Consider the following 15,879-nt stretch of genomic DNA (forward strand, 5'->3'; position numbering starts at 1 on the left):
CCCTAAATCCATGCATATTACGTTCTAAAGAAAAGGTTAAAAGACAATTGACGTGGTAATTCAATGAGTCCTTGGATGGTCATGCGTAGGTTTGACTATTTCTTGAAGTTTACCTTCGTTAAGAAGTTTCAGTGCCTCTTCTACAGGAGTCCCTTCATTTGCTATGTATGCCTTAGCCTTTCCTTGAATTAGCCGTACTCCTGGTGGTCCCATTTCCGCTACTATAAAAACTTGCACGCCCCTATCCAGAGCGGACTTAAGCATATGGGCTCCTCTGGCTGCCATAGCTTTAAGAGCAGGGTTAGGATACTCTTCCAAAAGTTTTGGTTCCCCAGCCACTTCGAATATCTTCACGGTTTCAGCTTCTCCTGGTCCAGATACCTTTCCATCGGTTACGGGTATAGCTACCTTTACCATATTCTCGCTTTTTATTTTATCCCTTTTAAAGGAAATAAAGTTACTCTGCAATAAGAGATGTTATTCTCCTTTGAGCTTCTCGACAAGTCTATCATCCATCTTCAACCAACTTAAGTCCTTATTTCCTTTGACGATTTCATATTTAGCTCTAGCCAATTTCTCGGAGCTAGTCTGTTCTTCTATTATAGCGTCCTCAAGGGTAGATCCGTGAATTACCTTCATGAGGATTTCTAGAATTTTATTTATCCTATCAGGAACTCCTATTATAGAAGACCTCAACGTTATTCTGTATCTCTTCACTTCTTGGTAACCTGAAACCTTTGTTAAGTACTCGGTTGCCCGGTCGAACCTCTTTCCCTTGTCTACAATACCGCCTATTATAAAGACCTTCGTTCTTCTAATCAAATCTTCATCTATTTCGTCTTCAGCATAAGGATCCAGAACTACTGAGTTATGCTCTAACTTAAATTCCCTGGGAACCTTGTAGGAGAAGCCATTAAACATGTAATTCAACATAAAATCCAGACAAGATGGTTGATTTGCTATAACCAAGTTTCCGTCCCAGAAATATTTTCTTGTAACAGAAATGGATAGACCTATTTGTCTTATCAAGTCCTTCCTCTCCTCATCGGTTAGATAGTTCCAAAGTTTCATGTCGACAACGAACTTAGGGTATGCAGGAATAAAAATAGGATCTAAGTTGAATTCCCCTTTTTTGATTCCATATCTTACGGTAACTCCTTCCCTTTTAGGCGTGTATATTTCTATTCCTAGTTCGTTGTCGTAGAGCCTTCCAACGAAATTTCCTTCTTTTATGGTGAAACCGTTTACCAGACAATTAATCATGATGCTGTGAAGGATGGAGTTACCATATCTCTTTATGCCCTTAATGAGCACGTTATCAGCTCCGATTCTCTTCAAATAATCTGCCATAATCGGTGCTAGGCTCATGGATTATACTTACTTTTCACTTTAAAAAGAGCTATATTGAGTTTTCAAATTACACGTTGGTCTCTGTACCTTTTAGGAAAAGTTTGGATAGCTTTCTATTCCTCTAATGATAAAGAGGAAATATTACATTACTGTTATAAAAAGAAGACATGATACTACATAAAGTATAGCATGTATAAGATCTCTCCTCTCTTAAATGGAGGAGGTTAAAGGAAAAATCTAACCTTGTGTGAATGTCGAGAAATTATTGTGACCTCATTTTTCTTGTAATTTCAGACAGATCGGTCTTAAAGTCACCGCTTAGCTTTCTAGTGCTTTCAATTAAGTCTTCCCTCCTAGTCTGTTCTGCTGCCTCCTGAAGTGATTGTAGTATACGCGTTGACTCTGTATTTCCGTTCATCAACGATTGTTCGTATTCCCTTAAGAGTCTATAGTACTTGATTTCGGCTTGTACTCTGTCGTTAACAGATGCCATTACTTCTTGCTCGTCTCCTCTGTTGAATGTAATGAATTTAGTCACCTCCCTCTCTTTTCCATCAGCAGGCTCAATGTATTTAACTACGAATTTAGCGGTGTATGGATCTTTCCCAGGAGGAACTAAAATAGTCCCGTATACCGCTACCATGTTTTCGACTATAGGAATCCTAATTGGTGGATTGTAGTTAAGAGGAGTGAATTCTCTGGGTGTATCAAGTTCCAAGTTGTAAGCTGCTGTGCTTCTAGATTTCTGACTCTCGAAGAACATAGGAAGGGAATTTGGATCCTCCACATGATAGAATAGTCCTCCGGTCATGTCAGCTAATGTCTTTAATATTTTCTCGTTGTAATCCCTTCCAACTCCTAAACAGATTAATTGAACATAGGGGGGAAATTGAAGTGCCTTGTAATCTTTAACGTTGGTCTTGTCAACCGATTGTCCATCTGTTAATAGAATCACCTTAGTGGCCATGTTGTTCTGTGACGATATTCTTATGATTTCCCTTAACGCCTCGTGAAGCCTTGTTGTCCCCTCAAATTTTCTCTCAATCGTGATAGGTTGTCCCGTGGGTCCTTGATATATTATATGTGGATGATTTGCAAAGTACATTAATGTAACGAGGTTCCCTGGCGGCAAAGTTGCCAGGAAGTTCTGTGCAGCCTGCATTGCAGTATCTAGCTTGTTGTCGTTCTTCATGGAAGGACTGTTGTCCACCGCAATTATGAAGTGGGTATTAGTGAGCGTAACTGCAGACTCCGGTATTATATAAACTACAACGCCAGACTCTGTAGGTTTATTCACGTTAGCGACTGTGTAAGATTGAGTCAGTTTAACTGAAACTACCAATGCTGTTACCTAATGTTTTGATGGACAGAAATTTTTAAGTATTTTGCAAGCTATTATACAAACATGACATGGAAATGCCCATTTTGCGGGAATGAAAATTTAGACGATGCTAATTTTTGTACAAGATGTGGAGCAAAGAAACCTGACTCTTTGACTCCATCTGCATCTATACCTGAAGCTCAAACAGCTCCTGAAAACGAAACCCAAATGGCTCCCGAAACTCAGAGTCCAGAACAACCAACCTCACCTCAGCCAGAACAAGTCGTGGAGCAGGCTCAACCAGTAACGCAGGATACACCCCAAGAGTCAAGCCAGCCAGCCGAAGCAGTCATAAATGAGCCACCTACAGTTCCAACAAACGCAACCCAACAGGAGGTACAGCTTCAACAGCCAGTGGAACAGAAGCAAGGCAGGTTCTATTTACAGTTCATAAACACTCCAAATCCACAATTTAACAAAACAAAGATACCTCTAGAGTTTGACGTATTTCCATCTATCTCATTGGGCAGAAGCCCTGAAAACGTGATAGTAATACCTGACCCAGAGGTCTCAAGGAAGCATGCAATTATCTCGTATGAAGGAGGAAAGCTCGAGATAGAGGATCTCAACAGTACCAATGGAACTTACATATATGATGGTAAGATGTTCCAGCCAGTGAAAGGTAAAGCAGAGATTGGTCCTAACTCCGTGTTGAAACTTGCCAACAACACTGTGATAAAAGTAGTGAAGGAGTAATGGAAGTGCTCCGTGCCCCCACAGAGGAGGAAGTTAAGGCATCTAAATTTCTATCCGAACACAAGGAAGAACAGGAACAAGCCTATCAAGCAATAAGGGATATAATTTCTAACAAAGAAACCTTGAATAAGATACTTGAAGACTCCAACTCTCTATTTAAGGAACAGCAAGCATATTTGGGGGAAATAAACACAGACAAGAAAATAGTGTTCGTAGGAGATACGCACGGGGCCTTCGATGTAACTCTTTATACCCTCATGAAATTCCTTCGGGATGATACTGTAGGTAAGATCGTATTCTTGGGAGATTACGTAGATAGGGGACCTGAAAGCTTAGAGAACTTAATACTTATTTTGAGGGAGGCTTTAGCAGAGAAAGAGAAGGGAAATGAAGGAAAATTGGTAATATTGAGGGGAAATCATGAGAGTCCCATAACTAACTATCACTACGGTTTTGTAAACGAGTTATCTAAAAAGGTTCCCGAATATCCTTACGAGAGGTTTGTTGAGATGTTTTCCAACATGCCTTATGCAATTACAGTTAATGGGTACTTCTGCGTGCACGGAGGACTCGCGAAGGACATGAATAGCGATTCTTTGTCTCCTTTATTGAAAGATGTTAAGAACCTTAATTCCTTACCTAAGGGAGACCAAGAACCGTCAGATCCAGTGGCTATGCAATTGCTCTGGAACGATCCTAGAGACTGCATTGATGGTTTCCTTCCTAACGTAAGGGGGGAGGGCACTTTCTACTTTGGCAGGAACGTGGTTGAAGATTTCCTTGCCTCAAATAATCTAAAGGGTATAATAAGGGCACATGAAGTAAAGGATGGATACTCGTGGGAAATGGATGGCAAAGTTATAACCGTTTTTTCTAGCAGGTATCACCAAATGTCAGCAGGTGTGTTAATAATGGACGAGAACAAAAGTTTCCACGTATTGAAAATTCTAGGTGAGAATGAATGACCCTATCTATGAGAGTAGAAACTAGCCATAAGTACTCTTTTTCATCTCCTTTGAGGTACATGTTCAAGGTAATGTTAGTACCAGAGAGAATGGGTACGGCCAGAGGTTTCCATTACATAGTCCTCTTGGATACAAGCGGATCTATGACGGGATACAAGATGGACGTAGCTAAACAAGGTGCTTCTGCTCTCCTCTCTAGAATACCTGAGGGGAACAAAGTTACTTTCATTACGTTCTCCGATAGCGTTAAGGTAATAAAGGAGGCTGTGGATCCGCAATCTGTCGAAGATCTTTCATCAATAACTGCATCAGGTCAAACGGCGCTCTACACTGCTCTGTTGACTGCAAACAAGATAGCTAGATCTCATGAGATGCCAAGCTACGTTCTTTTACTGACCGATGGAAATCCAACCGATCAAACTAACACTGAAGTTTACTCAGCAATACAGTTCTTCAAAGACCTTCAAATAATAGCCTTTGGGATAGGAGATGACTACAACGAGGTCTTGTTGAAGACACTGGCAGATAAGACAAACGGTCTGTTCTATCATATATCCGATCCAAACGAGATAGCGGAGAAGCTTCCAAAGAAGGCAGTTACGGAGATAGCCGCAAAGAACGTTATAGTGGATTTGATCACTGAGGGTTCTGGAACCAAGCTCCTTAATTACTCGTCTCTTCCCGTTAAGGTGAACGCTGTAGAAAACGTTGTGAAGGTTCTAGGAGAAACCGAAATGCCCGCTAACTATAGCGGAACTTTCTTAACTGTGAAGGTTCAATACGAGGATCCAGCAACAGGTAAGCAAGAAGCCGTCATGACGCCCATCGAAGTTAAACCTGCAAAGGATCAGCAGACATTCATGGCCGGTGTAAACAACGACTTAATCTCTGAGTATCGTTATTACGAGCTCTTGAACAAGTATGCTAAGCAGATCCAAGGAGAGGAATTGGTAGAAGCTACGAGGACTTTGACACAGCTAAATCAGGTTGCACAACAGACCAGGAGAATAGAGCTAATCGAAACTACCAGGAGGCTATCGAACGAACTTGAAACTACAAAGAGGTTAGGTTCAACTGAGCAAACCAGGAGGTTATCAAAAGAGGTTACCAGTGAGGTTACCAGGAAGTTGAGAGAGGGGTAAAGGCCAAGAATCCACATCGATAATCTTTACCCTTACGTTATCCTTTACGAAATCCAGATTTTTCGCCTCTATTACGTCTCCTTTCTTCAGAGCTAGGCCGAAGCTACCCTTGAGGAACGATTCAATTTCCTCTAGACTCCACGTCAAAGTAGGCACGTCGTATACTGACAGGATAGCCCTCAGCTTACCCTCCCTGAATCCTTTCATCTCTATGTGTCTTCCTCTAACTTGAATTTCTATTCTATTCATTCCCCTTAAGGATTCCATCTTTCCAATTCCCTTTACCTTTACGGCATACTTGTAGAAGGCATAAAACGAAGTCTTCCTTTCGTTGAAAGTTATTCTCCTAATCTCGTTCATTGAAGCGTCCATGCTCACAAAGGAAGGTAAATCTCTTCCATTAAGCGGTTCTAACTGAGACACAACGTAATGTGTCTCAGGCGTTAATATGGAGGTTATATCATATCCTTGGAGCCTCATTGTAAGTATATAATTGTCCCTCCCTTGATATAAATTTTTTTAAAATATTACCCTGTTACTCTGTTTTGAGAAATAAAAAATTTTTATGATACACGGCGATAAAAAAATTACTTTTTATCGAGCATCTTATCCAACACGTAATGAAGGATTCCTCCAGCCTTAACGTATTTCATTTCTGCCTCGTTGTCTATCCTCACTTTTCCATCTGTGGTTATTTCCTTCTCTCCACGAAATGTTACCTTAACTTTGCCTCCAGCCTTAACTCTAGATAATCCATCTATGTCTACTAACTCATTGCCCTTGACTCCTAGACCTCTCCAATCAGGTATCTCGATGGGAACAACGCCCATGAAGACCAAGTTGCTCCTGTGAATTCTCTCGAAGCTTTCAGCTAGAACAGCCTTAACGCCTAAAAGGTATGTAACCTTAGCAGCCCAATCTCTTGAACTTCCCGTACCGTACTGCTTTCCGGCTACTATTACAAGATCCACTCCTTCCTTCATGTATTTCATTGACGCGTCGTAAACTGACATTTCCTCTGCGTCTGGGAAATGCTTCGTATATCCACCGTTTCTTTCTACAAGGAAGTTCTTCAACTTGGGGTTTGCAAACCCTCCTCTCATCATAACTTCGTGATTTCCCCTCCTAGCTCCGTAAGTGTTTAGTTCAGTTATCCCCATGGATTTTAGCAAAACACCTGCTGGAGAGTCAGGAAGTATTGGACCTGCAGGAGAGATGTGGTCAGTGGTCACTTTGTCCCCAAGCAGTAGCAGGATTCTTCCCCCTTTAACGTCTGAAATCTTTCTTCTTGAAGAGAACCACAGAGGTTCAACTATGTAAGATGAGCTCTCCCAGGAGTAAGTTGTACCTCCCTCTACGTTTAAGGATTCCCACATCTTATCTCCGCTAAATATAGATTCCTTTCTCTTGGCGTAAATTTCAGGTCTCATTGCCATCTCGTATTTCTCTAAAATTTCCTGATTAGAGGGCCAAACATCCTTCAGGAAGACTGGCTTTCCGTTTGGATCGTTTCCAATGGGTTCGTTGTAGAAATCTATGTTGATTCTACCCGCTAACGCATAAGCCACAACCAGTTCCGGCGAAGCTAGGAACGCACCTTTAAGGTAAGGGTTAATCCTTCCTTCGAAGTTCCTGTTTCCGCTAAGGACGGCGAAAGCGCTAACCCCACCTTTAACGTCATCTTCAACTTCCTTAGGAAGAGGACCTGCATTTCCTATACACGTTGTACAACCGAAGCCGACTACATGGAATCCCAAAGCTTGAAGGTAAGGAAGTAAATCTGAGTCTGACAAGTAATTCATGACTACTGGTGAGCCAGGAGCCATGCTCGTCTTAACGAAGGGTTTACTCCTTAGTCCGTAGGATACCGCCTTCTTAGCCAAAATTCCAGCTCCTAACATGACTGAAGGATTTGAAGTGTTGGTGCAGCTGGTTATTGCAGCGATCACCACTGAACCGTCTTCTATTACCTTTCCCTTAGAGTTTCCCATTAACCCCCTTACTGATTCTTTAACCTTCTTCAGTGGTATCCTTTCTTCTGGATTTTTGGGTCCGGCTATGGCGGGCTCTATCTCATTTAAATAAACTTCGATTACAGTGTCATATTTAGGCTCATTATTATATACTAACCCAATCTCAGAGGAAACTTTCTTCACCAGTTCTTCATTTCTTGCAGTTCCGTTTAGATACTTGAGCGTGTTATCGTCAATGGGGAAGTAACCCACCGTCGCACCGTACTCTGGTGCCATATTGGATATCGTAGCTCTATCTGGAACGGGCAAAGAATAGATGTCCCCAAAGAACTCAACGAACTTCCCAACTACACCCTTCTTTCTTAGCATCTCAGTAATGTATAACACAACATCCGTAGGAGTCACTCCCTCCCTCGTTTTACCCTCTAGTCTGACTCCCACCACCTCTGGAACGTTCATATAGTAAGGCTCTCCCAGCATTACACCTTCAGCTTCTAGTCCGCCCACACCCCAGCCCAAGACGCTTATTCCTCCTATCATGGTAGTATGGGAGTCAGTTCCTATAACTATCTCTGGGAAAGCAACGTTATCCTTTACGTCTATTACAGATGAAAGGAATTCCAAGTTCACTTGGTGTATTATCCCGTTCCCTGGAGGAACTACCCTCAAGTTGGTAAATGATGATTGAGCCCATTTGAGGAATTTGTATCTCTCCAAGTTCCTTTCGAATTCCTTCTTCATGTTTAATTCTAAGGAATAGGAAGTTCCGTAATAGTCAACCTGAACTGAATGGTCTATGACTAGGTCAGATCTAACTAATGGATTAATCATGTTGGGATCTCTACCTTTCCTTTTAGCCTCACTCCTCATTTCAGCCAAGTCAACAAGTAAAGGAACTCCAGTGTAATCCTGCATCACTATTCTTGTAGGCATGAACTCTATTTCTTCACCTATTTTTCTCCTCATTATTCTCTCAGCGCTTTCGTTAAAGCCGTTCCTCAAGGCGTTCTCCAAGATCACTCTAAGGCTATATGGTAGCTCCTTTGCCTCGTCAGGCAGTTTAATTACTTCCAGATCCCCTATTTTCTCTTTTTTTACGTTCACGTGTAATCTCTACTCTCAAACGGTTAAAAGCAATGCTAACTTAACAGTGTGATTTAATCTCTCTAGAACAAAAACAGGAGAGAAGGTATAAGTTAAAAAAGATAGAAAGGAAGGATCAAGCTTGGTCTTAGCCCTTTACCAATCCTATGATAAAGCCTATTACGAAAACTATGGAGTCATATGGAACATAATGTGATATCGATTTAGCTTCGGATATTGCCTTTGGAACTTGTGCTCCTACAGATTCAAGAAGCGATTCAACCGTAGCAGGAGATAAATACCCTATAGCCATTAACAAAACTACTATCGCCACAAGTATTATGCCAACCGCAAACAACTTTCTCACTAAGAATCCTATCAATAATCCCAGCACGAAAGTTACGGCTATGCTCACTATTTCGTTTGTTGAGATCATGATAACATTGTCTCTAGTCAAACTTTTATTTTTAATCAACGTAGTGTTCTTTCATGAAAGTTGTCAAGTATTTCGTCAAGCTAACAGTTAAAGACGATAAGGGAGAAAATCCTGTGAAGTTAAAGGTAGTTAAACATGAGAAGGGAGAGCAAGGAACCAAGAGAAAGGTAGTTGAAGTTGAGGAGCACCCATTTAGGAAGTTGGTTAATGCAAGGAAATTTGTGAATAACGTAGTTGAAAGAAACAGCGTTCAATGCACTCCCATGAAGAAGGAAGGAGATGTTTGGATCAAGGAGTGTACTTCTACTTCTGGAGCCAAGTTAACTTTTCAGATAAGGCAACAAAGGATAGTTAAGCCTAAGAAAGAGAAGAAGGAGGAGAAGACATCGAAGAAGGAAGAACAGCCTCCAACTAAAGCTAAACAAGAGACTTCAGAGCAACCCAGCCAGCAAACTGGGAATAATAGCGGAGCGGAATCGACGGAACAGCAAAAACAATAATAGGTTCTCGTATGTATTTAATTATGTCTGTATATTAGAGCTTAATATAATCAATTAGTTTCCAATTTTAATTTAAACCTTTTGATTAGTAATTTGTATGTTTTATATACAATTTTTCCTTTCATCCCACTCATGACACCTCCTTATTTCTCTTCTCCTAATTGGGTGAATGCGAGTGCACCAACACTTTATAATTATTTTTAACATATCTATATTAAAGTGTATAGAAATGTATATTTATAAAAACTTATTGAGTAAGCTTCTTGACCTCCTCCTTAATATTTTTTATATGAAACCCATTTGGTTAGCTTAAACGATTTTCTTAACGAAAAGCGTTAATCATGTTGATCTTGATAATATCAATAGGAAGTTGTACATTTTTTGTGAAAATTTTAACACACTTTAGTCTTCTTAGGATACGTTGAAATCGTTAACCCTAACCATGTAATAGAAGAACAAGGACAGAAGGGTTATGGTTCCCATGAAGGCCCACAGTAATTGGTAGCTTAAGTTTTCAACTATTAATGGCGATACGATGGAACTTACGATCCCGCTAAATTGCCAGAAGAAGTTTGCGAACCCAGACACTCCACCACTGTTCTTCCCTCCAATGAACGCGAGGGCACTTGAATGGGAGGGAGTTATTATAAACCTTACGAATCCCATAGCTAAGAAGAGTAAGGAAAGAGGAATTAGAAACTTGTACGTGAAATCTATGAGCAATATGAAAATCCCGTACATTCCTACGAAAGTTAACAAGGATCTTCTAGTTCCAATGATATCAAGTATTCTTCCTGAAATTATAGTGGAAGGAATTCCAGCTATCGCGGTGAAGGAATAAATGACTCCAGCGATTATCGGGTTATAATGTACGATTAAAAGGAATTTGTACAGGAAAAGCGTTAAGCTCCAGTAAGAGAAGAAGAACATGAACCCACCTGCGGAGATTGCAATTACTCTTATATCTTTAGCGAAGGATATCGACCTTCTGGAAATGGGCTTTCTCTCTTCTCTTATTACCTTCCATGATACTATGGAGAGGGCTAATGTCATGAAGAATAGAACGATGTAAGGTAACTCCCAGTTTATCGTAGCCAAAGGAGGAATTAGAAACCCCGAAGTAACAATAGACAGAGGCCAAGCCAGGCTGTAAAGTCCGATCGCATTGTGGAGATCCCTCCCCTTATAGTTGCCCGAAATTACTTTTATTGTAGTTGGATATATCCAGCCAGCAGATAATCCCATTACTAGACTACTTACATATTCCCAAAAGATTGAAGGGGAGATTGCTGACCCTAAAGATGCAATTGACAGTCCTAAAAGAGAACCTACCATTACCTTTCTCGGACCTACTGAGTCGACTATAATTCCTGATGGTATTTGAACTACAACGTAACCAACGAAAAACAGAGAAAATATTACTCCATCCTCCACCTGTGTGGGCTTCAAGGTAGAGAAGCTTGATACGATGCTCCAAACTAGCCTAGAGAAATAGGACATAAAGAACGAAGCTGAACAGATAAAGAGTAAAGGTCCCTTCTTCACTATAAAAATGAAATAATATTATTTATTAACGCTTTCGCATTTCTCAAGATCAAGAACTACCCTGGCAATGCTGCACATTACACAAAATGGTCCCTCGTCAATTCGGTTGACGTATTTCATGGATGTAAGTTCCAACATTTCGTTCATTTCCTCGTTGGATTTAAGAATAGCTATTTCCTTCTCAAACTTCTTCTTGTTCTTCTCATATGTTACAACAGATATCCCTGCAATCGAGGATGCTCTCTTCAATGAAAGACCTTTTTCCATCAGCTTATCAACCAATGCATTTCTGAGCGGAGGAACCACCTTGTAAAATGATTCCTCACATTTTAACGTAAATTTCCTCAAGGATCCCTAATCAAAGTATATGAAACATTTCATTATTATCTTTGTTATTCATTTCACTAAATGAATACCTTAACTCTGTTAATTAACAGAGTTTATTTAACAGTGTTAAGTTTTTATGAAATACATTTGTGTACATTAGTATAACTTAGTATATATGCTTTATTTAAGCTTAGAACTTTAATAAAGTATTAGTGAAAGCAAATGGCTGAAAAGATAAAGTTTCCAGACGGGAGAGAAGTCGACATACATGAATTTATAGCATTCATGTACGGACTTTCTAAAAGTGACGTAGAGTTACTTCATATGTTAATGACGGAAGGTAAAATGACTACTGACGATATAGCGTCTAAACTTAACGTAACGAAGGCTTCCATAAGCAAATCCCTAAATAGTCTCATCGACAAGGGGCTGGTAGAAAGGGAAAAGGTACAAAGTGAGGACAAGAGAAAAGGAAGACCAAACTTCATGTATTGGGTTGACAGGGAAAAATTATACAGCAGGCTTGATACTGATCTGGAGAAACTATTGACCACGCTAAAGGGCTCTATACAGAAGACAATGACGGTAGCTATTTAAAGGTACAAGCTAAGCTTTTGTAATGTCCAAGCGTTCAAGGCAAATATTTTCAATTCCTTCTTTTGGTCAATGTTCAAATTGTGGCGTGGAAGTTGATTATGCAGAAGTTATTTTAATGATAAATGGCAGGTTGAACATTTTCTGTTCTAGGAAGTGCTTTAGGGAATGGCTAAGGAAGACTAGAGCCCATTATGGCTGATTCCTATGCCATTCATCTGCCATCCTCGCTACCTCGACAGAAGCTAAAACGTCAAGGACCTTCCTCATGTATACTTTAACGAAATAATAAACATGAAAAGGTCTGAAAACCTCGTTCTCTTTTCCCTGCAACAAAAGGTTGATGTAATCATCAGGGTAATAATGAATTATTCTATACCTTTTGCAGTTCTCCTCATAAAACTCAGGAACCTTATTCTTGGATACTATAAGCAAAGAATCGTCCAATATTCCAGCTAACATGACGTCGAACTTGTAACCCTCTATTGCGTTAAGTACTACTTGTTTCTCTGACAAGGCGAGACGCCTCCTTTTGGAACTCTGGTATCGCTTGATTTACATCCTTGAATCTCTCCTTTACACCTTCAGGTTTTTCCACCTTGATCTTCACTATCCATGCTGAGTAAGGATCTTCGTTTATTTTCGATGGATTTGAAATTACCTCCTGGTTCACTTGGATCACTTCACCTTCAATTGGAAGTCTGAACTTTCCAATCCACTTAGCGCTCTCCAAAGTGAATAAGTTTGACCTAGAATTTACCTTTTCTCCTACGTCCTTAGATGTTACTTGAAAGATCTTTCCAGCAACGTATTGTCCCATGTCTGTAATTCCAACAGTTATTATGTTTTCCTCTATTTTTATCCATATGTGTTTTTCTGTATCATATAAAAGTTCGTCAGGGAAATAGAAATTACCCGCTTTCACAGAAGACTTTGCCTCTCAAAGTTTATAAATTTTAATTTTTAAAATTAAGTAACCTTGAAATTAGCTGTCTGGTTAGACGGAGTCATATTTAAGGCAAATCTGACCGAAAGATTGTACAAGATATACAAAGAAGGCTCATTCGAGTTGCCCACCTTAGGTAACGCTGAGACATATGGGGACTATTTGGTTCTGAAGGAGTACGAAAAGGACATGGCAATTCTCTCCCCCTTCTCAAAGGAAGAAACGGAGAGACTTTTAAAAAAGGTTCAACTTAAGCCAAGCATCTTAGTGTATAACAAGGGCAAGACGAAGCCTTCGCTAATACCTTACAAGGAGCTATTTGAGGTCAGCGAATGGGATCCGCTGGAAGTGATAACCATAGGAGCTTCCCCGTTGGATCTGCTTTCTTGTAGGTTCTATGATTCCAGGGTGAGGATAATCTGTGTCAATAGAAGAGAGGAATGCGACAAGTATTCTCCCACTTTCATGATAAATGATCTGAACGAGCTGGGAAGAGCCCTAAGAACTCTGAAGGTTACATGAAGTCATTCCTTTTTTATTAATTTTTATTAATCTGGTCAATTTTTAATCTAGAGATAGACAAGTTTTATTCCATGTATTGCGTTGGATCTGTAATATTAGCACTCTTAAATGCTATTTTCCTATGTTCGCATTGGGAACATTTACCGCAATGCTTCTCATGTCCTAACATGCACGAGTAAGTTATTGAAGGATCTAAGCCGTTCTTTACGCCCATCTTGAGAACTATTGCCTTGCTCAAATTAACGAAAGGAGTAGATAGCTTTACCCCTACGGTTTCACCTAATATCTTAAGATCCCTGAGTATGGTCGCCTTGTTCGGTTCATATTCACAGTCCTCGTTTATAGTAGCTAAAACCACTTCGTCATATCCCTTCTCTGCGGCGTAAGTTAACGCTGTAGATACAAGGATGACGTTCCTATGTTTGATTGGTTCATGAGGTCTCATCCACTCTCCTTGGGCGAAGACGTCTCCGAGTCCTTTCACGTCAACCTCAATTAGCTTCATTTCAAGGTCCTTCACCACCTTCATGACTGCCTTCTTCTGTTGCTTAAACGACCTTTGACCGTAGTTGAAGAATATGGCGTCTACGTCATCCATCTTAGATAATATGTATGCCGCTGAAGACGAATCCATTCCTCCTGAAAGCAGCAAGAGACTTTTCATCTTTTCATCATTTTAATACCGACTCTCAAATCTATATATATGGCATCAGTAGAGAACGAGGCAAAGAAAATAGCCTCAACTTACGCCAGATGGCTCAGGAACCCGGAAGACGCTCTCTTCGGCAAAGGTGGTGAGGGATGCGTTTCAGCCATGTATAAGAGGATTAAAGAAGCACATACTAAGGATGAAATAAGGGAGATTCTCAACTTAAGTCAATACCAAATGGAGAGAAATACCATGAACGACCTTACACGTTTCATCAATGACTTGAACAACAAAATAAACCCTATGTCAGATGAAGAAGCTGTAAAGTTCGTCATAGAGGTCTTTCGCTACTTCCAAATAGCCCTGGCTACCAAACTCCACGATATGAATAGGGGCTTGTGGATGTAATATCGGGAATTACCTTTTTTTCTTTAATAAGGTAAGATTTATATATTTGTTATTAGCTTTTATATCATATGGAAATAGAGAATGTTAAAATACGTTTACCTTCAGGAAAGGAAGCTAGTTTAATAGACGCTTTAGGTTTCTGTTATGACATTTCAGACACCGACTTTCAGGTTTTGAGAGTTCTCATGAAGGGCACTGGAAAGACAGAGGATGAGCTGTCGTCTATGTTGCACCTGAGTAAAGCCTCCATAAATAGATCCGTGAACAAGTTGGCATCCCTAGGTTTCATAGAGAGGGAGAAGGATCCTAACAGCAAGGGGGGAAGACCTAGGTTTATATATACTTCAATTTCTTATGAGAAACTAACCGAGAAGATAGCTAGAGACTTTAAGTACTGTGCGGATATCTTCTCTGGCTCCTTCGGTAACGAATTCGCCCACTAATATTTAGATTATATTTCAATTAAATTGAAAATATTTCTTCTTTTAACTAAAATTTTTTCTCATTTACATTTGTAAATAAACTTCTCCGGCTCCTTTCTGAACACGAGCAGGCACATCTCAGTGTCGAAGTAGTATATCATTTCCTCAACTATTTCCTTGTAAGGTGTACATTCAGCTTCAAACAATCTATTACAAACTGGACAGACTACCTTCATCCAAAGACGTGAAGAATCATTACATAAAAATTTTTTCTAAGTGTTGCTTTCTTTACTTACACTAAACACATTTTTAGCTTTGACTTACATCTAATAACCCATGGAAGAAATGGATCTTACGAGCTTGGAGTGTCCAGGTCCATTCATGAAGGTAGCCACCAAGTTAATGACGGAGAAAAATTTGGAAATAAGGGTTCTATTCAAGGATTCCAGATGTAGGAGCATGATTTTAGATGCTGCGAAGTTGGTAAAGTGCGAGATATTGGAGGATAAGAGCGAGAATGGAGTTTTCATAATCTCACTGAGGAAGAACGGGACGGAGCCCGCTAATGAGAAAGATCTAAAAAACTTAGGCGGATGTTGAAAACGAGTTCTTTATAGTATCTGCACATCTATCCAGTTTTTCCCTTATTTTGATGAATAGGTCTTCAGTAATTACGTAAAGGTATTTTGGTCTTCCTATCCTTTTGCTTTCATCGTTTGCCTTTTGTCTCTCTATTAGATCCAGATCTAAAAGCTTCTTTAGGGAATTCTCCACGGTGGTCTTGCTAAGGTTCATTGTAGAGGCCATTTCTTCTGACGACATTGGTCTTCCTAACTTTGCTAATAGGACTAAGGAATCGAAATCAGTATCCCCTATCTTAAGACAACACTTTATCGATTCCTTAGCGTTATCTAAAATTTCTAGTTGTGAACTCATGGTA

23 protein-coding genes are annotated in these 15,879 nt (G+C 40.0%); 10 read left to right on the forward strand and 13 right to left on the reverse strand.

Annotation, left to right across the window (positions count from 1 at the left end; all coding sequences use genetic code 11):
* Positions 1 to 60: 60 nt before the first annotated feature.
* From RQ359_RS05070 to RQ359_RS05080, 3 genes are all read right to left on the reverse strand, one after another.
* Positions 61 to 417, reverse strand: a complete 357-nt coding sequence (locus RQ359_RS05070) for a NifB/NifX family molybdenum-iron cluster-binding protein (RefSeq protein ID WP_054838481.1) — start codon at positions 415 to 417, stop codon at positions 61 to 63.
* 60 nt (positions 418 to 477) lie between these two features.
* Complete coding sequence (trm10, locus tag RQ359_RS05075) at positions 478 to 1,368, reverse strand: tRNA (adenine(9)-N1)-methyltransferase Trm10 (RefSeq protein WP_156017658.1); 891 nt, start codon at positions 1,366 to 1,368, stop codon at positions 478 to 480.
* A 244-nt stretch (positions 1,369 to 1,612) separates the two neighbouring features.
* Positions 1,613 to 2,692 carry a VWA domain-containing protein gene (locus tag RQ359_RS05080; protein WP_054838449.1) on the reverse strand — a complete coding sequence of 360 codons (1,080 nt, stop codon included), beginning with the start codon at positions 2,690 to 2,692 and terminating at the stop codon, positions 1,613 to 1,615.
* Between the two features lie 63 nt (positions 2,693 to 2,755).
* On the opposite strand from RQ359_RS05080, the gene RQ359_RS05085 reads away from it, so the two are divergent.
* The 3 genes from RQ359_RS05085 to RQ359_RS05095 are packed head-to-tail and all read left to right on the forward strand — an operon-like array spanning position 2,756 to position 5,534.
* Complete coding sequence (locus RQ359_RS05085; protein ID WP_054838450.1) at positions 2,756 to 3,427, forward strand: FHA domain-containing protein; 672 nt, start codon at positions 2,756 to 2,758, stop codon at positions 3,425 to 3,427.
* A complete protein-coding gene (locus RQ359_RS05090) occupies positions 3,427 to 4,392 on the forward strand; it encodes a metallophosphoesterase (protein WP_156017655.1) in 966 nt (321 codons plus the stop codon). The genes RQ359_RS05085 and RQ359_RS05090 overlap by 1 nt, the downstream gene beginning before the upstream one ends.
* Positions 4,389 to 5,534 carry a vWA domain-containing protein gene (locus RQ359_RS05095; RefSeq protein WP_054838453.1) on the forward strand — a complete coding sequence of 382 codons (1,146 nt, stop codon included), beginning with the start codon at positions 4,389 to 4,391 and terminating at the stop codon, positions 5,532 to 5,534. The genes RQ359_RS05090 and RQ359_RS05095 overlap by 4 nt, the downstream gene beginning before the upstream one ends.
* On the opposite strand, the gene RQ359_RS05100 is transcribed toward RQ359_RS05095, so the two are convergent.
* The 3 genes from RQ359_RS05100 to RQ359_RS05110 form a co-directional block, all read right to left on the reverse strand.
* Complete coding sequence (locus RQ359_RS05100) at positions 5,487 to 6,014, reverse strand: hypothetical protein (RefSeq protein ID WP_054838454.1); 528 nt, start codon at positions 6,012 to 6,014, stop codon at positions 5,487 to 5,489. The genes RQ359_RS05095 and RQ359_RS05100 overlap by 48 nt on opposite strands.
* A 107-nt stretch (positions 6,015 to 6,121) precedes the next feature.
* Entirely contained in the window at positions 6,122 to 8,611 is a 2,490-nt protein-coding gene (gene acnA, locus RQ359_RS05105; RefSeq protein ID WP_338117007.1) for an aconitate hydratase AcnA, read from the reverse strand.
* A 127-nt stretch (positions 8,612 to 8,738) separates the two neighbouring features.
* Entirely contained in the window at positions 8,739 to 9,026 is a 288-nt protein-coding gene (locus RQ359_RS05110; RefSeq protein WP_054838455.1) for a hypothetical protein, read from the reverse strand.
* Between the two features lie 53 nt (positions 9,027 to 9,079).
* Here RQ359_RS05110 and RQ359_RS05115 point away from each other — a divergent pair, with 53 nt between their 5' ends.
* Complete coding sequence (locus tag RQ359_RS05115) at positions 9,080 to 9,526, forward strand: hypothetical protein (RefSeq protein ID WP_054838456.1); 447 nt, start codon at positions 9,080 to 9,082, stop codon at positions 9,524 to 9,526.
* Between the two features lie 411 nt (positions 9,527 to 9,937).
* Here the strand turns inward: RQ359_RS05115 and RQ359_RS05120 are convergent, their stop codons facing one another.
* Together RQ359_RS05120 and RQ359_RS05125 are read right to left on the reverse strand one after the other, a co-directional pair.
* Positions 9,938 to 11,071: an MFS transporter gene (locus RQ359_RS05120; protein WP_162309003.1), complete on the reverse strand. Its 1,134-nt coding sequence runs from the start codon at positions 11,069 to 11,071 to the stop codon at positions 9,938 to 9,940.
* Between the two features lie 18 nt (positions 11,072 to 11,089).
* A complete protein-coding gene (locus tag RQ359_RS05125) occupies positions 11,090 to 11,419 on the reverse strand; it encodes a hypothetical protein (protein WP_156017649.1) in 330 nt (109 codons plus the stop codon).
* 201 nt (positions 11,420 to 11,620) lie between these two features.
* Between RQ359_RS05125 and RQ359_RS05130 the strand changes: the two genes are divergently transcribed.
* Together RQ359_RS05130 and RQ359_RS05135 are read left to right on the forward strand one after the other, a co-directional pair.
* Positions 11,621 to 11,995: a helix-turn-helix domain-containing protein gene (locus RQ359_RS05130; RefSeq protein ID WP_054838460.1), complete on the forward strand. Its 375-nt coding sequence runs from the start codon at positions 11,621 to 11,623 to the stop codon at positions 11,993 to 11,995.
* Positions 11,996 to 12,017: 22 nt separating this feature from the next.
* Positions 12,018 to 12,194, forward strand: coding sequence for a hypothetical protein (locus RQ359_RS05135; protein ID WP_054838461.1), 177 nt, complete (start codon positions 12,018 to 12,020; stop codon positions 12,192 to 12,194).
* Here RQ359_RS05135 and RQ359_RS05140 read toward each other — a convergent pair.
* Complete coding sequence (locus RQ359_RS05140; RefSeq protein WP_240900203.1) at positions 12,185 to 12,508, reverse strand: hypothetical protein; 324 nt, start codon at positions 12,506 to 12,508, stop codon at positions 12,185 to 12,187. The two genes, RQ359_RS05135 and RQ359_RS05140, sit on opposite strands and share 10 nt — an antisense overlap.
* Positions 12,483 to 12,917, reverse strand: coding sequence for a glycine cleavage system protein H (locus RQ359_RS05145; protein WP_054838462.1), 435 nt, complete (start codon positions 12,915 to 12,917; stop codon positions 12,483 to 12,485). The genes RQ359_RS05140 and RQ359_RS05145 overlap by 26 nt, the downstream gene beginning before the upstream one ends.
* A 54-nt stretch (positions 12,918 to 12,971) precedes the next feature.
* On the opposite strand from RQ359_RS05145, the gene RQ359_RS05150 reads away from it, so the two are divergent.
* Entirely contained in the window at positions 12,972 to 13,460 is a 489-nt protein-coding gene (locus RQ359_RS05150; RefSeq protein ID WP_054838463.1) for an HAD family hydrolase, read from the forward strand.
* 64 nt (positions 13,461 to 13,524) lie between these two features.
* Here RQ359_RS05150 and RQ359_RS05155 read toward each other — a convergent pair whose 3' ends face one another.
* Positions 13,525 to 14,124, reverse strand: coding sequence for a 7-cyano-7-deazaguanine synthase (locus RQ359_RS05155; protein WP_054838464.1), 600 nt, complete (start codon positions 14,122 to 14,124; stop codon positions 13,525 to 13,527).
* Between the two features lie 39 nt (positions 14,125 to 14,163).
* Here RQ359_RS05155 and RQ359_RS05160 point away from each other — a divergent pair, with 39 nt between their 5' ends.
* Positions 14,164 to 14,517, forward strand: a complete 354-nt coding sequence (locus RQ359_RS05160; protein ID WP_054838465.1) for a hypothetical protein — start codon at positions 14,164 to 14,166, stop codon at positions 14,515 to 14,517.
* A 68-nt stretch (positions 14,518 to 14,585) separates the two neighbouring features.
* Positions 14,586 to 14,960, forward strand: coding sequence for an HTH-type transcriptional regulator Lrs14 (gene lrs14, locus RQ359_RS05165; protein ID WP_054838466.1), 375 nt, complete (start codon positions 14,586 to 14,588; stop codon positions 14,958 to 14,960).
* 59 nt (positions 14,961 to 15,019) lie between these two features.
* Here the strand turns inward: lrs14 and RQ359_RS05170 are convergent, their stop codons facing one another.
* Positions 15,020 to 15,175, reverse strand: coding sequence for a hypothetical protein (locus RQ359_RS05170; protein ID WP_170267531.1), 156 nt, complete (start codon positions 15,173 to 15,175; stop codon positions 15,020 to 15,022).
* Positions 15,176 to 15,275: 100 nt separating this feature from the next.
* On the opposite strand from RQ359_RS05170, the gene RQ359_RS05175 reads away from it, so the two are divergent.
* Positions 15,276 to 15,539: a sulfurtransferase TusA family protein gene (locus tag RQ359_RS05175; protein ID WP_054838467.1), complete on the forward strand. Its 264-nt coding sequence runs from the start codon at positions 15,276 to 15,278 to the stop codon at positions 15,537 to 15,539.
* Here the strand turns inward: RQ359_RS05175 and RQ359_RS05180 are convergent.
* Positions 15,525 to 15,875, reverse strand: a complete 351-nt coding sequence (locus RQ359_RS05180; RefSeq protein ID WP_054838468.1) for a MarR family transcriptional regulator — start codon at positions 15,873 to 15,875, stop codon at positions 15,525 to 15,527. The two genes, RQ359_RS05175 and RQ359_RS05180, sit on opposite strands and share 15 nt — an antisense overlap.
* Positions 15,876 to 15,879: the final 4 nt, after the last annotated feature.

This window comes from Sulfuracidifex metallicus DSM 6482 = JCM 9184 (assembly GCA_032834875.1).
Lineage (GTDB): Archaea > Thermoproteota > Thermoprotei_A > Sulfolobales > Sulfolobaceae > Sulfuracidifex > Sulfuracidifex metallicus.

Coding starts and splice junctions, on each gene's coding strand:
- RQ359_RS05070 (WP_054838481.1), bottom strand. CDS start 417: ATGGTAAAGGTAGCTATACCCGTAACCGATGGAAAGGTATCTGGACCA.
- trm10 (WP_156017658.1), bottom strand. CDS start 1,368: ATGAGCCTAGCACCGATTATGGCAGATTATTTGAAGAGAATCGGAGCT.
- RQ359_RS05170 (WP_170267531.1), bottom strand. CDS start 15,175: ATGAAGGTAGTCTGTCCAGTTTGTAATAGATTGTTTGAAGCTGAATGT.
- RQ359_RS05090 (WP_156017655.1), top strand. CDS start 3,427: ATGGAAGTGCTCCGTGCCCCCACAGAGGAGGAAGTTAAGGCATCTAAA.
- RQ359_RS05115 (WP_054838456.1), top strand. CDS start 9,080: ATGAAAGTTGTCAAGTATTTCGTCAAGCTAACAGTTAAAGACGATAAG.
- RQ359_RS05135 (WP_054838461.1), top strand. CDS start 12,018: ATGTCCAAGCGTTCAAGGCAAATATTTTCAATTCCTTCTTTTGGTCAA.
- RQ359_RS05085 (WP_054838450.1), top strand. CDS start 2,756: ATGACATGGAAATGCCCATTTTGCGGGAATGAAAATTTAGACGATGCT.
- lrs14 (WP_054838466.1), top strand. CDS start 14,586: ATGGAAATAGAGAATGTTAAAATACGTTTACCTTCAGGAAAGGAAGCT.
- RQ359_RS05175 (WP_054838467.1), top strand. CDS start 15,276: ATGGAAGAAATGGATCTTACGAGCTTGGAGTGTCCAGGTCCATTCATG.
- RQ359_RS05180 (WP_054838468.1), bottom strand. CDS start 15,875: ATGAGTTCACAACTAGAAATTTTAGATAACGCTAAGGAATCGATAAAG.
- RQ359_RS05100 (WP_054838454.1), bottom strand. CDS start 6,014: ATGAGGCTCCAAGGATATGATATAACCTCCATATTAACGCCTGAGACA.
- RQ359_RS05155 (WP_054838464.1), bottom strand. CDS start 14,124: ATGAAAAGTCTCTTGCTGCTTTCAGGAGGAATGGATTCGTCTTCAGCG.
- RQ359_RS05160 (WP_054838465.1), top strand. CDS start 14,164: ATGGCATCAGTAGAGAACGAGGCAAAGAAAATAGCCTCAACTTACGCC.
- RQ359_RS05095 (WP_054838453.1), top strand. CDS start 4,389: ATGACCCTATCTATGAGAGTAGAAACTAGCCATAAGTACTCTTTTTCA.
- RQ359_RS05130 (WP_054838460.1), top strand. CDS start 11,621: ATGGCTGAAAAGATAAAGTTTCCAGACGGGAGAGAAGTCGACATACAT.
- RQ359_RS05110 (WP_054838455.1), bottom strand. CDS start 9,026: ATGATCTCAACAAACGAAATAGTGAGCATAGCCGTAACTTTCGTGCTG.